Raw genomic sequence first — 16167 nt, 5'->3', positions numbered from 1 at the left:
TGTCTAACGTTTGTGTGCTGTTAAAATGTTAATGTTAAATCGGATATTTTGATCAATCCTTCTACCGGATCTCTTTTTTATATGTACTTTTGTAACCGAAAGAGGCAATAAGGTTAATTAATGGAACAGAACAGGGTGCAGTCCACAACCGGAATTACTTTCCGCGTATTGGTGGCATTAAGTATTTGTCATTGTTTCAATGACACGTTGCAGTCCGTTATCTCGGCTGTATATCCGCTATTCAAAGAAGATTTAGGATTGAGCTTTGCCCAAATCGGGTTGATCACGCTTGTGTATCAGTCGGCGGCATCCGTTTGCCAGCCGTTGACAGGGTTATTTTTCGACAGATGGCCTTCGGCATGGTCGTTGCCGACGGGGATGAGCTTTACGTTGGTGGGGCTGCTAAGCCTGGCATTTGCCAATACACTATCGGTCGTATTGTGTTCGGTTGCGTTGGTAGGGATCGGGTCTTCGGTCTTTCATCCGGAGGCATCCCGGTTGACCTCGCTGGCGTCGGGCGGTAAGCGGGGACTGGCGCAGTCGCTGTTTCAGGTCGGGGGTAACCTGGGCGGATCGTTGGGGCCATTGTTAGCTGCAGTACTCGTCGCTCCCTACGGACGGAGACATATCGCGTTGTTCTCGATCCTGGCATTCGTAGCGATAATGGTGATGATACCTATCGGTCATTGGTATAAACGGTTGTTGCTCCGGATGAAGAGAGAGGAAGGAGGAGCGGCCCATACGCATATTCAGATGCCGCTGCCGATGGGGAAGACGATATTCTCCATTTCAATCCTGCTTGTTCTGATCTTCAGTAAATACATTTATATGGCAAGCCTGAACAGCTATTATACTTTCTACCTGATCCATAAGTTCGGTGTCAGCGTGCAGGCTTCACAACTTTATTTGTTTGTCTTCCTGATTGCTACGGCTATCGGTACACTGATGGGCGGCCCGATCGGTGACAAGGTAGGACGGAAATACGTCATTTGGGCTTCTATTCTCGGTGCGGCACCCTTCTCGCTAATCATGCCTCATGTAGACAACCTCTTCCTGACGGCAGTCCTTAGTTTTTGTGTCGGGTTGACTTTGTCGTCTGCTTTCCCCGCAATATTGGTATATGCACAAGAGTTATTACCTTATAAATTAGGATTGATCTCCGGCCTGTTTTTCGGATTTGCTTTCGGGGTGGCGGGGATCGCATCGGCCGTATTAGGGAATCTGGCTGACCATTATGGAATAGAAGCGGTCTACAATGTCTGTGGCTATATGCCGCTGATCGGACTGGTCACCTGGTTCCTGCCTGACCTAAAAAGGAAACGATAGAAACAGGGGAACAATAAAGGCGATCGCCTTGTTATAGATCATAATTTCGCACAAACTAAATTTAGACGCACTTATGATTTATAACTTTACGCACTTCGGCATCGTCCTGCTGTCGCTTCTTCCTGCCTTTGCCTCTGCACAGACCGAGACGGTGGAACTATCGCTGGAGCAATCCCTTACCCTACTGCAAAGCGGGAACAGGAGCCTGAAAATAGCCGGAAAGGAGGTGGAGATGGCGAAGAACGAACATCAGAAACTAAATGCCTTCTGGTATCCTTCGGTCAGTGCTTCGGGCGCTTATGTGCATATGTCGAACCCTGTCGAGGTACGCCAACCCCTGAACCAGTTCACCGATCCAGCTAAAGAGTATATCCATTCGATCATCCCGGATGACCAGCTGATCTCCTCCCTTCTCGACAAGATCGGACAGAACACGTTGACGCTGCCTCTCGTCTCGCAGAACATCACGTCGATCGATGCCAGCCTGACCTGGCCCATCTTTACAGGCGGCAAACGCATCTATGCCAGTAAAATCGGCAAGACACTCGTCTCTGTAGCCGAGGTCAACCGTGAACAGGTCGGCGCTACCGAACAGGCCAAACTGATCGAATGCTACTTCGGCCTGCGCCTCGGCCAACGTGTCGTGGAGGTGAAAGCAGAAACCTACAATTCCCTGCAAACCCATTACGAACAAGCCCTGAAACTGGAACAGCAAGGTATGATCAACCGCGCCGAACGCCTCGTCGCCCAGGTTAGCATGGAAGAGGCGAAGCGCGAACTCGAATCCGCCCGGAAAGACCTCGATGTGGCCGCCCAGGCACTGAAGAGCCTGATCAACATAGAAGACGGCAAGGATATCCATACGACAACATCCCTTTTCATCAACGAAAACGTTCCCTCCGCCGGTTATTTCAAGGAGATGATTCCTTACAACAACTATCTCGTCAACCAACTGAAGCTGCAGGAGAACATCGCCGACAACCAGCTGAAGATCGGCCGGACAGGCTACCTCCCCAACATCGCGTTGATCGGCAAGCAGACTCTTTATGCAGACGGACTGGATAAATACCTGATGCCCCGTACGATGATCGGTGTCGGTTTCACCTGGAATATCTTTGACGGCCTCGATCGCGAGAAGCGCATCCGGCAGGCACGCCTCACCAGCCAGTCTCTGGCGATTGGCAAAGACAAGGCCGTGACCGACCTGCAGGTAGGCGTGGATAAGTTCTATACCCAGATGCAGAACGCAATGGACAATGTCAAAGCGCTGAACACGACGCTCGAGATGAGCACCGAACTGGTCCGCATCCGTGAGAAATCGTTCAAGGAAGGTATGGCTACCTCTTCCGATGTGGTGGACGCCGAAGTGATGCTCTCGAAAGTCAAGACCGCCTTCCTGCTCGCCTACTACCAGTACGACGTGGCGCTTGCCAACCTGCTCTCCCTTTGTGGCATTCCCGAAGCTTTCCACCAATACCGGATGGATGGCAAAACAGAGATATTATAACAATAAAACCGTATAGTCATGGATAAAACGAAGAAATACCTGACGGTCGCCTTTCTTGTGGTGCTGGTCGCCGTCATCCTTATATCCTTTGCAGGTATGATACTGCTTAGGAACAAACCTGTGATCCTGCAAGGAGAAATCGAAGCAACCGAGATACGCATCTCCGGGAAACTGCCCGGCCGTATCGACACATTCCTGGTGGAAGAAGGCCAGTGGGTCAAGGCGGGCGACACCCTTGTCGTCATCAACAGCCCCGAAGCACTCGCCAAATACCAACAGGTGAACGCCCTCGAGAATATCGCCCGTTTCCAACACCAGAAGGTGGATGAGGGAACGCGTAAGCAGATCATTGCCACCGCCCAGCAGCTCTGGAACAAATCCAAATCGGACCTGGAACTGGCAAAGACAACCTATACCCGCATCGAAGCCCTGTACCGAGACAGTGTTGTCACCTCCCAACGGCGCGATGAGGTGAAGGCCCTGTACGATGCCGCCCTTGCCGGAGAACGGGCTGCCTGGAACCAATACCAACTGGCTCTCGACGGTGCACAGATACAGGATAAGGAGAGTGCCCGTTCCTTAGTGAACGCAGCTAAAGGCTCTGTCGAAGAGGTAGCCGCCCTCCTTCAGGATGCCCGCTTGACAGCTCCCGAATCCGGCCAGATCTCGACAATCTTCCCCAAACGGGGGGAACTTGTTGGAGCAGGGATGCCTATTATGAACTTGATCGTGCTCGATGATGTACATGTCGTCCTGAATGTCCGCGAAGACCGCCTGCCTTTCTTCCGGATGGGCGGGACGTTTACGGCCGATGTCCCGGCAATCGACAAGAAAGGTATCGAATTCCGGATTAACTATATCAGCCCCTTGGGCAGCTTCGCCACCTGGAAATCAACCAAGCAGACAGGAAGCTATGACTTGAAGACGTTCGAGGTGCATGCCCTGCCTGTTGGCAAGGTAGAAGGCCTGCGGCCCGGAATGTCGGTACTGGTTGATTTAAAAGATATAGATAAAACAGGTAAAAGATGATTTCAAACAAACATAACGCCTTTCAATCCGTCCTCCGCCGGGAACTCGACCGGATGGTGTCGCGCCGTCTTTACTTCGGGGTGTGCATTGTGCTGCCGCTGTTTTGTATCTTCTTTATGTCCACGATCTTTGGAAACGGGCAGATGGAGAATATCCCTGTAGGCATTGTCGACCAGGATGAGACAGTCCTCTCCCGTGAAGTCGTCCGGCAAGTGGAGGCAGTCCCGACTTTTAAGGTCACAAAACATTATGCAGATCAAGAGGCAGCCCGCCGCGCAACCCAGACGAAAGAGATATACGGCTATCTCGTCATCCCCAACAATTTTGAAGCGGATGCCACCGCCGGGCGCGAGGCGACCTTGGCCTATTACTACCATTACGCCCTTCTTAGTGTCGGCGGCGAGGTGCACGGCGCTTTCGAAACCGTGCTCCGTCAGATATCCACCGGACCGATCGTGATGCAGGCCACAGCCTTAGGGATCGATGAAGAGCAGATTACGACCTTTCTCGTCCCCGTCCGTGCCAGCAACCATCCCCTGTTCAATCCTGACCTGGACTACTCGATCTACTTGAGCAACCCCTTTTTCTTTATCTTCTTCCAGGTCATTATCCTGCTGACCACAGTCTATGCTGTCGGCAGCGAGATCAAGTTCGGGACCGGACGCGAGTGGCTCTCGGCGGCAGGCGGCAATATAGTGGTGGCGGTAGGCGGAAAACTACTGCCTTATACCGTCATTTTTAGCCTGATGAGTATCTTGGCAAATTACGTGATGTTCGGTGTCATGCACATCCCTTTCAGCTGTGGCTTCTGGCCGCTTAACGGAACGGCGATTCTGTTTGTCATCTCCACGCAAGCCCTCGGCCTGTTTATCTTTTCCCTCTTTCCCGCGCTTAGTCTGATTATCAGTATTGTGTCGATGGTAGGATCGCTCGGGGCAACGCTTTCCGGAGTAACCTTTCCTGCGCCTTCGATGTATGCGCCGGTCTATTACACCTCATACCTGTTCCCCGTCCGCCACTTTACCGAAATCTATCAGAACCTCCTTTATGGAGATTATGGCTTTGCCTATACATGGGTCAACTTCGCAGCACTCGCGGCCTTTCTGCTTCCGGCGCTGTTATTATTGCCTCGGCTGAAGAAAGCGGTTCTTTCACCCAAGTGGGCGTTGCCGGTCGAAAGCTGGTCCTGGAATACCGATAACACGAATAAATAGAGATGAATATGAAATTACTATCTATCATACGCGAAGAGTTCAAGACGATTGCCGGCAGTTTTGCCATCCTGCTCGTACTGATGGGCGGCATATTCATGTACGGATTATTGTATAATTATATGTATGCCCCGGACCTGGTGCGCAAAGTCCCGGTTGCCGTTGTCGACCGTTCCCATAGCGAACTGAGCCGCAAATATGTCCGCCTGCTGAATGCCACCCCACAGGTCAATATCGTGACAACAAGCGTCGAATACCCCGAAGCCCGCGATATGATGAAACAAGACCTCGTGGCTGGCATCCTGTATCTCCCGGAAGACTTCGAGGATCGTGTCGGCAGGGGTGAGCAGTCCATCTTTATTGTCTACGAATCGACGAGTGCCTTCCTCTATTACCTTGCCCTCCAGGAAGCCAGTGCCTCGTCCATGCTGGCTTTGAATGATGATTACCGGCCGGAGATGCTTGTCTTTCTCCCCAGCCAGTCAGCCGCGAAACTGTCGGCAGCTCAGGCGGTCAGCGTCGTGGGTACAGCCCTCTACAATCCGACCAAAGGTTACGGCACTTACCTGATACCTGCCGTCCTTATCGTTATCATGTTCCAGACCCTCCTTATGGTCATCGGCATGGTGAGCGGTGACGAACGGCACAGCGGCTCGATCGTCCGTTTGGCCGGAACACCCGTTAATCTCTCCTTCGGACAGATGGCGCAGGTGGTGATCGGGAAAACGTTTGTCTATGGCATCCTTTATGCTGTCTTCGCCCTCTTCCTCCTGGGACTGATCCCTTATATGTTCGGGCTTCCAGATATCGGGCACCCCCTATATATTATTATGTTGATGATCCCTTTCTTGATGGCCACCAGCTTCTTCGGGCTGACTGCCTCACTCTTTTTCACCGATGGTGATGCTCCCTTATTAATGATCGCTTTCTTTTCCGTCGGCCTGATCTTTCTCTCCGGTGTTTCCTATCCATTGGAACTGATGCCCTGGTACTGGAAGCTCACGCACTACCTGATCCCGGCAGCCCCGGCCACAATGGCATACGTCAAACTGAACTCGATGGGTGCCTCAATGGTAGAAATACAGTCGGAATACATAACTCTTTGGGTACAGTGCATCTTCTATTTCATCACAGCCTGCCTTGTCTACCGGTATAATATCCGGAAAGCGGGATGTTTTGGACAAAAGAACATAAGAACAAATTAAGTACTGCAATACCATTTTACAGGCGATCTCGGCATTACATATTTTTTAACCATTACAGAAATAAAAGGCTTCCAAGCTATTAGAAACAAATATCACGCTAAAGACAGAAAAGCGCTTGCTTTGTAAAAAATAATATCTACTTTTGCACCCGGGTAAGTCCTACACGGCATGCTCCCTCGGAATCCCCCAGGGCTTGACCGCAGCAAGGGTACTTGGTTGTAGCGGCGCGATGTAGTAAGCTTACCCACCTGCCTCTTTAGCTCAGTTGGCCAGAGCACGTGATTTGTAATCTCGGGGTCGTTGGTTCGAATCCGACAAGAGGCTCAAAAGAATTGACAAGTAGAAATTGTCAATTGTCAGGTAATAAGAAGAGGAAGTTTTATGAAGAAGCTTCCTCTTTTTTATTTATATCGTATTGCATATTCTCGCAAAAGGATTAATTTTGCTGATGAGAACATAAAAACAGCATTGTCATGGAAGAGAATAAAGGTTTACTGTTGAAAAGTGCGATGTCTTATGGCTTGGCTATGGGAATCTTTTGGGTAATCAAATATCTGTTCCTTATTTTCGGATATTCCATCCCGGCACTCATCTATATATATGAACTATTATGCATTGCCGTCCCCTTTATCGCCTACTACATGACTAAACGCTACCGGCAGGATATCGGTGGGAATATCAGTTTTTTCCATGCCTGGCGATTCGGGATCATGCTGTACTTCTTTGCGGCATTAATCGTTTCGATCGAACATTTCATCTTCTTCCAGTTTATCGCTCCGCCCGACTTCATCAGCAACACGATGAACCAGGCAATGATTGCACTAAAGAATGCAAATGTCAGCAGTGAAGTGATCGACGCAATCAGCCGTACCAACTTCACTCCTATCCATATGGCTATTCAAGGTATTTTCAATAATATATTTTACGGAATCATACTATCCGTACCGGTAGCAGCGCTGGTCTGCCGCAAGCAAACAGCAGGTCCGGTGCCGGAAGAACAATAAGAAGCAAATAAAAACAAATAATGGACATATCAGTAGTTATACCACTGTACAATGAAGCCGAGTCTCTACCCGAATTGTTTGCATGGATAGAGCGGGTGATGAAAGAACATAATTTCAGTTACGAAGTAATCTTTATTAACGACGGGAGTACGGACAACTCTTGGGAAGTGATAGAATCATTAAAGAGTAAAGCGCCCGATGTGGTACGGGCTGTCAAATTCCGCCGCAACTACGGAAAATCCCCCGGTTTGAACTGCGGTTTCCGCTTGGCTACGGGAGACGTGGTCATCACAATGGATGCCGACCTGCAGGATAGCCCCGACGAGATACCGGAACTGTACCGGATGATCACCGAAGACGGCTACGACCTGGTATCCGGCTGGAAAAAGAAACGGTACGACCCGCTGACAAAGACGATCCCGACCAAACTGTTCAATGCGACCGCACGTAAATTCTCAGGCATCAAGAACCTGCACGATTTCAACTGCGGACTGAAAGCCTACAAGAATATCGTGATCAAAAATATCGAGGTGTATAACGATATGCACCGCTATATCCCCTATCTGGCCAAGATTGCCGGATTCAACAAGATCGGCGAGAAAGTAGTGCAGCACCAGGCACGGAAATACGGAACGACCAAGTTCGGGCTGGACCGCTTTGTCAACGGTTACCTGGACCTGATCACACTGTGGTTCACGTCCAAGTTCGGCAAGAAGCCGATGCACTTCTTCGGGTTATGGGGAAGCGTCATGTTCTTTATCGGTTTCGTAGCACTGGTAATCGTGCTAAGTGCGAAGCTGATCTCTATCTGTTCCGGCGAATTGAGGCCGTTGGTAACCAATTCACCCTATTTCTACATCTCCCTGACCGCAATGATAGTCGGAACCCAACTGTTTCTGGCCGGATTCATCGGAGAACTGATATCAAGGGATTCACCGAACAGGAACAAATACAAAATAGAAACAGAGATATGATTGTCTTATGTCATTTATAGAAATAGTATTACTGGCTGTGGGATTGTCGATGGACAGTCTCGCAGTTTCTGTTACTGGAGGGGCTCTTATACAAAACTATAAACATCGCCACATGCTGAAGATCGGCTGTGTGATGGGAGTTTTTCAGGCCGGCATGACCCTTGCAGGGTATCTGGCGGGCATGAGCTTCAAGAAATATATCACGGCATTCGACCACTGGATCGCATTCTTGCTGTTGCTCTACCTGGGAAGCAAAATGATATATGAAAGCACCCGGGAGAAAGAAGAAGACAGCAAGACAAACCCACTGTGCTACAAGACACTCTGCGGCTTGGGCATTGCGACAAGCATCGATGCACTGGCTGTCGGCATCTCGCTGGCCTGTCTGGAATCAGCCATCGCACTGGAGGCACTGACTATCGGCGTAGTCACATTCCTGATCTCGGCGTTCGGCGTTTACTTCGGTAACCATTTCGGCCGTAAGATCAACCTCAAGCTGGACTTGATCGGCGGCCTGATACTCATCGCTATCGGCACCAAGATACTGATCGAGCATCTCTATTTCAACGGATAATAATAGCCGGCAACGCTATATATCCGGACCTGCTATCAGACATTGTAAAAATATATACCATGAAAAGCCAACAATTACGTAAATTAGCTCCCGAACTGGATTCGCTCCGGTTAGGAAGCGGATGGAGCATCGAAGACCTCGGTAAGTCGCAAATCATCGTGGAAAGCAGCTACGGACACAGCCATCCCGGCAGCGCCCACCTCGACCAGCTGGTCACCGAAGCCGGCAAAGGCGTGAACGACGGAGGAGGCCGGGCCGCCAACTACTACGTGACCGATATCTGCGACGGGGAAGCACAAGGACACGACGGCATGAACTTCTCGCTCGTCTCCCGCGACATCATGGCCGCCATGATGGAAATCCATGTAAAAGCAACCCCCTTCGACGCAGGCGTCTACATCGCCAGCTGCGATAAATCCGTTCCCGCCCACCTGATGGCGATCGCACGGTTGGATATGCCCGCCGTCTTCATACCGGGAGGCATCATGAAAGCCGGCCCGAACCTGCTCACCCTCGAACAGATCGGCACCTACAGCGCCCAATACGAACGGAAGGAGATCAGTGAAGAGCAATTCATGGTCTATAAACGGGATGCCTGCCCCGAATGCGGCGCCTGCTCCTTTATGGGGACGGCCTCCACGATGCAGGTCATGGCCGAAGCATTGGGGATCGCCCTGCCGGGTTCAGCCCTGATCCCGACACAAATCCACTACCTGAAAGAGATGGCCCGCCAAGCCGGCTACCGGGCGACCGAACTGGCCAAAGAGGACCTGAAGCCATCAGACATCATGACACGCAAGGCATTCGAGAATGCCATCATGGTACACGCCGCCATAGCCGGTTCGAGCAACAGCCTCCTGCACCTGCCGGCAATCGCCCACGAATTAGGTATCCAACTGCCCCCGGAACTGTTCGACGAGATCCACCGCAAGATCCCGTTCCTGCTCAACATCCGTCCCAGCGGTTTCTGGCCGGGCGAATATTTCTGGTATGCAGGCGGCGTCCCTGCCATCATGGAAGAGATCAAAGAATTCCTGCATCTGGACGTACTGACCGTAACGGGCAAAACGTTAGGTGAAAACCTCGACACCCTGAAGCAAAGCGGCTTCTACGAAGGATGCCGTAAATACCTGCAGGCCCTCGGCGTAAAAATATCCGACATCATCAAACCCCTCGATAACCCGATCCGGGCACAAGGCGCCATCGCCATCCTGACAGGCAACCTCGCACCGGAAGGTGCCGTCGTCAAACATGCTGCCATCTCGCCCAAACTGATGCAGGCAACCTTGAAAGCACACGTATTCGATTGCGAAGAAGACGCCCTCCAAGCCGTACTGACCAAAGACATCCAGCCGGGCGAAGCCGTCTTCATCCGCTACGAAGGACCCAAAGGAAGCGGTATGCCCGAAATGTTCTACACGACAGAGGCCATTGCCTCCGACCCCGAACTGATCGAAACAATCGCCCTGATCACAGACGGACGCTTTTCGGGTGCCACGCGCGGCCCTGCCATCGGCCATGTCTCCCCCGAAGCCTCAGAGGGCGGCCCCATCGCCCTGGTGGAAGACGGCGACCTGATCCGTATCGACATCCCCGCCCGCAGGCTCGACATTACCGGAACCGGCGGCATCCCCAAAAGCCCCGAAGAGATGGAAGCAATCCTCTCCGAACGGCGTGCGAATTGGGTGCAACCCGCTCCACGCTTCAACACTGGTATTCTGAGTATTTTCACCCGCAACAGCGTTTCGCCGATGAAGGGTGCTTATATGGAGGATACCCGCCATGGCTGATCCAGCAACTTTACTGTTAGTCACGGTACTGGCAATCGGACTGTTGCTTGTACTGGTATTATGGATCAAACTGCATCCCTTCCTCTCGCTGCTGATCACGGCCATGTTCTTAGGTATCGCCTCCGGCATGCCGTTAGGGAAGGTGACCGACTCCATCCAAAGCGGTCTGGGCGGGACATTGGGCTTTGTGGCAACAGTTGTCGGCATCGGCAGCATCTTCGGCCAGATACTCGAAGCATCCGGCGGGACGGAGGCCATAGCCAAGACACTGATCCGCCGTTTCGGGAAAGAGAAGGCGCATTGGAGCTTGTCGTTCGCCGGATTCCTGATTGCGATCCCCGTATTCTTCGATGTGGGCTTCATCATCCTCGTACCGGTCGTCTATGCATTGGCGAAAGACACCAAGAAATCGACTTTATTCTATGCCATTCCCCTGCTGGCGGGGTTAGCTGTGACACATACGTTTATCCCGCCTACGCCCGGTCCGGTGGCGGTTGCCGATATGTTAGGGGCCGACTTGGGATGGGTGATCCTGGTCGGGGCGATCATCGGTTTGCCTGTTGCCATCATAGCGGGTCCCTTGTTCGGAAAATATATAGGGAACAAGATATATGTCGCGCCGCCGCCCCACGTGATGGAAGAGTTGGAGAAAGGGGATCGGGCGGACGAAGCCCATTCCCTCCCCTCCTTCGGCATGGTGTCTGCCATTATCGGCATCCCGCTGTTCCTGATGGTGATTAAATCGATGGTCGAACTGTTTATCAAGCTGGGATATATGGGGAAAGGAATCTTCTACGAAGTGACCTCTTTCCTGGGGCATCCGTTCACGGCGCTGATCCTTGCGACACTGATCGCCGCCTGGTTATTGGGCACACGGCGGGGCTACACCCGTAAAGAGCTGCTCGACATCAGTACGAAGGCACTGGCTCCGGCGGGCATGATTATCCTGATTATCGGTTCGGGAGGAGCATTCAAACAAATGTTGATCGACAGCGGCGTCGGCGATGTACTGGCACAACTGATCTCAAGGACGCAGTTCCCGCCGATCATACTCGCCTTTATCATTGCAGCGGCAGTCCGTATCATCCTGGGCTCTGCCACAGTCTCGATGATTACGGCAGCCGGGATTGTCGGCCCTATACTGAGTGCCTATAGCCTTTCGGATATGCATTGCGCCTTGATTGTGATCTCGATCGCCTCCGGCGCCACCATCCTCTCGCACGTCAACGACAGCGGCTTCTGGCTGGTCGGCAAATACTTGGGGCTGACAGAGGTCCAAACACTCAAATCATGGACAGTCATGGAAACGATCATCGCGTTAGGGGGATTCGGGTTGGCTTTGGTGTTGAGTTTGTTTGTTTAAGAATATAGGGATGAAACTTGTTTCTTCATCCATGTCCGCACATTATTAAAACATTCTTCAGCGGTCATAAACGGCCCCTGTTCGATCTCATGGATATGGTCCCAGAGTTCCTCTTGGGTAACATGGAAAGGTTTGTTGGGGTTCCAGTTGTCATGATTGGATAAGGCTTGGCTTTTCCGTACCCGGCCGGTTTTGGCGGGCTGGTTGACTTTGGGCGTAAGGTTACTTAATTTTGTCATAGTTGTAATTTGTTATAAATTTAATGTATGGACAAAGATAGGGATTTAATTGGAATATAGGGAGGGTTGGACAAAAGAACATAAGAACAAATGATGATTTAACGGTCTGTAGAGATGCACGGCCGTGCATCTCTACAGACCGCAAAATCATCCTCTACCTGATCACCACCTTATACGTCCTGCCGTCCACCCGGACGAGATACAAGCCGGCGGGGAGGCGGTGTTCCGTGCTGCCGGTGGTGCGCTGTTGTTTCAACAGGTGGCCGGTAAGAGTGTAGACGGAAAGCGTTTCTTCTTTCGGGGTGTATATATATAAGGTAGAGCCGAGGGCCTTTACCTGTACTTCGCCGTTGATGGCGGCGTTGGCCGTCGGATCGTCGTTGGGGAAAACGCCGGTGATGCTGACGGTGATGTCTTCCTCTACGTTCCGTATCCGATAGCGCCCGGCGATGTCCGGCGTGAGCGTCTCGCCACGGTTAGTGGTGACGACGGGGACGGACAGATCGTAACCGGCGTCGAGCGTCAGGGTAAACGAGAAGTCGTAGCCTTCCTCTACCGTGTGGCCACCCGGCTTCCGGTTGAGGATCACCCCTTCGACTTCGGGGAGGGTGACGGTATAGTAATTGCTAACGACGGGCGGGATGTAAGGCTTGCCCTTCAATTCGAAGGAGATACTGGAAGTCTCCGTATTCCCGGCAACATCCGTAACAGTCAGTTCCATCTGATGCTGCCCTGCCTTGTCGGTTACCGTAAAGCTCTCTTCAGCCTTTCCGCCTACACTATTGTTTTCCACCTTATTACTGCTGTTACCATCCAGCGTATAGCTGTAGGAAGCGATGCCGCTTGTGGCATCCGTCAGGGTGAAGGTTGCTTTCAGGTAGTCGATTACCGGAGCGCCGCCTTTCAGGGCAGGAAGGGTGGCGTCGTACTTCACATCCCTGGTCTTCTCGTAGACGGTCTGCGTGGTGGTGCGGCGCAGGTTGTAGCGGACGGTGCTCACTCCTTCAGTCGCGTAGGTGAAGAAGTTGCCATACGTCGGGTCGGCCTTCAGTTCGCTGCCTGCGAGTGCGATCTCGAAGCCGGCAGGGGCGTTGAAGATGATGCCGCCTTCGGTCTTAAACCAGCCGTTATTGCCGTCCGGGGTAAGCGCAATGCCGAGATAAGTAGCCTTTACGCCTTCAAGGAATTTCAGGTCATAAGTCTTTGCACTCTCTTCCGTCAAGGCAAGCGTGCCCTGGCCGATAACGCCATTACTGAGACTAAGCGCGCCGTCGTCCTTGAACGCCACATCCTTGCCATCTATCGCCCCGTATATCTCATACCCGATCGTCTCCCCTTCATCGAGAACCTGTCCCTCCGTAGGGGCGACGGTCAAAGGGGCTTTGTTTATAGTAAAAGTAAGCTCCAAAGGATCACCTGTAAGCCATTTATTCTTCCTGGCTGTAACCCTGATCTTGCCTGTTCCGATATCGGTGTTCTCTGAATACGACACACCATAAACTCCTTCAGACTCAAGTCTCCCCTTCAACGTCACCACCGGCTCTATCGCCTTGCCGGTATAAACAGTATCCTTTTTATAGATGAACATATCTGCGATATCTTTCAATTCAAGCGTTGTTACTACGCTGTTGCTGCCGGGAGTCCCGGTGAAAGTCCCTTTATTCAAAATAATCCCGTTATTCGTCAGCGTCCCATCCGAACAAACAATCGTCCCCTGGTTCACCATAAGCACACTCTTCGGCACCGTCAGCGTCTTGCCGGCCTCTACCGTCAAAGTAAAACCTTGGGGTATGACCACACTCTCATGCAAGGTTACCTCATTTCCATAAACCTTGCCGGTATGACCCTTAAACACGATGCCTTGCCATTTAGTCTCGTCTGTTGTGCCGCTTATCCCGGCGTTATCATCTTTTTTTGCGTTATAGGCAAAGACAACCGCATTATCCGTGATTTCCACTGTTGTATTGGTTCCTCCTATAGGGGCTGTGTTGGCTTCGTCAATGGCATATGCATCCACCACTCCTCCGGAGATACTGATTTTACCACCAGTGCCTTCGCTTCCTGAACCGAGAGTCGGAATGGAGGAGTCAGCGTTTCCTGCCGTTCTTACCAGACCTCCCGTAATGGTAATCTCCCCGGCACCGCCACCCTTGCCGCCTCCAATAACAGCAGCGTACGAAGAGCCTTGTGCGTTGATATACCCCCCATCGATTGTTATCTTTCCCCCATCGCAACCTTCGCCACCACCGACAAAGGCGCCTGTTGAACCACCAGCTGTTGTGCTCTTCATTATTTTTCCACCCTTAATTATTATTTCACCCGTATTGGGGGCAGAACTTCCAGCACCTGCACCAATCCCAGCTCCGGAACCGGAACCAAAAGTATTTATAAATAGACTACCATCCTCAATTATTATTTTGCCACAGTGTTCACCTTTGTTACCACCAATAGCAGCTCCTTCCTGGGAGACAGTCAATAGCGTTCCCTCCCCTTTAATAGTCAGAGTTGCACCAGGCGGGACATGCAATGTAGCCTTATCCGTAGCAACGCCACTCTGATAATCTCCCAACGTGTTTCTCCCGGCAAGGGAAAGAGTCAATTCTACGCCTTCAGACAGGGAAAGGATGGAATGATCCGTACCTGCGTTAGTGGCTTTTACGCCATTCAGCGTAATCGTATGCGTCCCACTTTTGACATCAATCATATTTGTAGTGGCGTCGTTCGGATCGCTCTGTGTAATCACATAGCTGCCTGTAAACTTCGTTTCCTCCAAGGTCGTTCCTTGTGTAGTATTCTGTGTGTATCCTGTTTCGGTTATCGTAATGTGTCCTTTGGTTAAATCGAGCGTTGTGGTTCTTTCCTGTCCGTAAATATAAGTTGTAAAAAGCAGGGTGAGTACGGTAAGTAATGTTGCTCTCATTGTTTTATATGCTTAATGATGATTTGTTATAATTCGTAATCGGGTGGTAGTGCTTACCACTAATCGCACCCGATTGGTTAGAAGTAATCGCACCCGATTAGTGGTAAGCAATCGCATACGATTAGTTATAAGTAATCGCACCCTCCTACAAAATGCCGGGGCGTTCTACTCCGCTATCCGGAGTGCCGTCGGTACATTTCAACTGCTTGCCGCTAAACTCGATGCGAGGCGCTTTAAGCTGTATGGCGCGATTGGTGTTTGCCCCTGCCTGTGTGATATGCACCAACTGATACATACTGCTGAGCTTCAACCCGCCGGGCACCATGAACATAAGGCGTTTCGGTTCGTTGTTGAGGACGACGGTTGCTTTGATGCGGGTGTCGTCCGCAGCGCCCACTTCCTGGATGTAGATGCCGACCGACTCGTCGTCGCCTTTCAAGGCGAGGTTGACGCCTTTGACTTCGAGCACCTGGCCGGAGGTGAGGCTCTTGTTCACTTCGCCGTTGACGGTGTTGATGATGGTGTCCATCTGGGCGTAATGCTGTGCCGGGCCCATGTTTTCGACCATTGTTTCCAACATCGCCTTGCGGACGTCGGGACCGACCGACATCGAGGCGGTCACTTCGTGCTTGGGCCGCGTGAACGGCTCGTTGGCGGAGTTGAAGACGCCTTTCACGCCGAAGCGGAGGGTGAAGTAGTCGAAGTTAATGTTGTTGCCCATCAACCCCATCTCGATACCCTTCTCGGCGATGAGACGGAAGTTACGGATGAGTTGCTCTTTCGATTCGGTCGTGGTGCCGTCTTGCACAACGAGCTGTGCGACGTCATCCAAACCGTAACTCATGCCGCCGATAATACTGAGCGTATAATCGTTTTCGTCGTCTGTCAGGTTATTCGGATTCGTGTTACCCCGAAGCTTGCCTGGCTTTACTTTTTTTGCCATGATTGTTTGTTTTAAATTGATATTAGGAATTATGTTCTCTTATAAAATGACTAATGAAAACGTACGTTTATTTTAGTCATTT

General features: G+C 51.4%; 13 protein-coding genes and 1 tRNA gene. 11 read left to right on the top strand and 3 right to left on the bottom strand.

The annotated features are described in order from the left end of the window. The first annotated feature begins 120 nt into the window (after nt 1–120). From DWU89_RS17730 to DWU89_RS17675, 11 genes are all read left to right on the top strand, one after another. A complete protein-coding gene (locus DWU89_RS17730) occupies nt 121–1326 on the top strand; it encodes an MFS transporter (RefSeq protein ID WP_115500966.1) in 1206 nt (401 codons plus the stop codon). A gap of 73 nt (nt 1327–1399) precedes the next feature. After that, nucleotides 1400–2833: a TolC family protein gene (locus DWU89_RS17725; RefSeq protein ID WP_115500965.1), complete on the top strand. Its 1434-nt coding sequence runs from the start codon at nt 1400–1402 to the stop codon at nt 2831–2833. A gap of 18 nt (nt 2834–2851) precedes the next feature. Then, nucleotides 2852–3862 carry an HlyD family secretion protein gene (locus DWU89_RS17720; RefSeq protein WP_115500964.1) on the top strand — a complete coding sequence of 337 codons (1011 nt, stop codon included), beginning with the start codon at nt 2852–2854 and terminating at the stop codon, nt 3860–3862. Next, entirely contained in the window at nt 3859–5076 is a 1218-nt protein-coding gene (locus DWU89_RS17715) for an ABC transporter permease (protein ID WP_115500963.1), read from the top strand. The genes DWU89_RS17720 and DWU89_RS17715 overlap by 4 nt, the downstream gene beginning before the upstream one ends. A 2-nt stretch (nt 5077–5078) precedes the next feature. After that, nucleotides 5079–6278: an ABC transporter permease gene (locus DWU89_RS17710; RefSeq protein WP_115500962.1), complete on the top strand. Its 1200-nt coding sequence runs from the start codon at nt 5079–5081 to the stop codon at nt 6276–6278. A gap of 250 nt (nt 6279–6528) precedes the next feature. After that, nucleotides 6529–6602, top strand: a tRNA-Thr gene (locus tag DWU89_RS17700). A gap of 149 nt (nt 6603–6751) precedes the next feature. After that, nucleotides 6752–7282, top strand: a complete 531-nt coding sequence (locus DWU89_RS17695; RefSeq protein WP_115500960.1) for a DUF4199 domain-containing protein — start codon at nt 6752–6754, stop codon at nt 7280–7282. A gap of 20 nt (nt 7283–7302) precedes the next feature. Next, nucleotides 7303–8256, top strand: coding sequence for a glycosyltransferase family 2 protein (locus DWU89_RS17690; protein ID WP_115500959.1), 954 nt, complete (start codon nt 7303–7305; stop codon nt 8254–8256). 7 nt (nt 8257–8263) lie between these two features. Then, the gene (locus DWU89_RS17685; protein ID WP_115500958.1) at nt 8264–8830 is read left to right on the top strand and encodes a manganese efflux pump MntP; all 567 of its coding nucleotides are present in this window, start codon (nt 8264–8266) and stop codon (nt 8828–8830) included. A 59-nt stretch (nt 8831–8889) separates the two neighbouring features. Further along, complete coding sequence (ilvD, locus tag DWU89_RS17680) at nt 8890–10620, top strand: dihydroxy-acid dehydratase (protein ID WP_115500957.1); 1731 nt, start codon at nt 8890–8892, stop codon at nt 10618–10620. Beyond that, nucleotides 10613–11983 carry a GntT/GntP/DsdX family permease gene (locus DWU89_RS17675; RefSeq protein ID WP_115500956.1) on the top strand — a complete coding sequence of 457 codons (1371 nt, stop codon included), beginning with the start codon at nt 10613–10615 and terminating at the stop codon, nt 11981–11983. Before ilvD ends, DWU89_RS17675 begins: the two co-directional genes overlap by 8 nt. On the opposite strand, the gene DWU89_RS17670 is transcribed toward DWU89_RS17675, so the two are convergent. The 3 genes from DWU89_RS17670 to DWU89_RS17660 all read right to left on the bottom strand — a co-directional run bounded on the left by DWU89_RS17670 (nt 11980) and on the right by DWU89_RS17660 (nt 16085). Continuing rightward, complete coding sequence (locus DWU89_RS17670; RefSeq protein ID WP_115500955.1) at nt 11980–12222, bottom strand: hypothetical protein; 243 nt, start codon at nt 12220–12222, stop codon at nt 11980–11982. The genes DWU89_RS17675 and DWU89_RS17670 overlap by 4 nt on opposite strands. Nucleotides 12223–12376: 154 nt before the next feature. After that, complete coding sequence (locus DWU89_RS17665) at nt 12377–15142, bottom strand: T9SS type A sorting domain-containing protein (RefSeq protein ID WP_115500954.1); 2766 nt, start codon at nt 15140–15142, stop codon at nt 12377–12379. 145 nt (nt 15143–15287) lie between these two features. Beyond that, entirely contained in the window at nt 15288–16085 is a 798-nt protein-coding gene (locus DWU89_RS17660; protein ID WP_115500953.1) for a DNA-binding domain-containing protein, read from the bottom strand. Nucleotides 16086–16167 lie beyond the last annotated feature (82 nt).

The organism is Parabacteroides acidifaciens (genome assembly GCF_003363715.1).
Classification (GTDB): domain Bacteria; phylum Bacteroidota; class Bacteroidia; order Bacteroidales; family Tannerellaceae; genus Parabacteroides; species Parabacteroides acidifaciens.
Note: the sequence above shows the minus strand (reverse complement) of the source record. Positions and strands in the feature narration are given on the sequence as shown.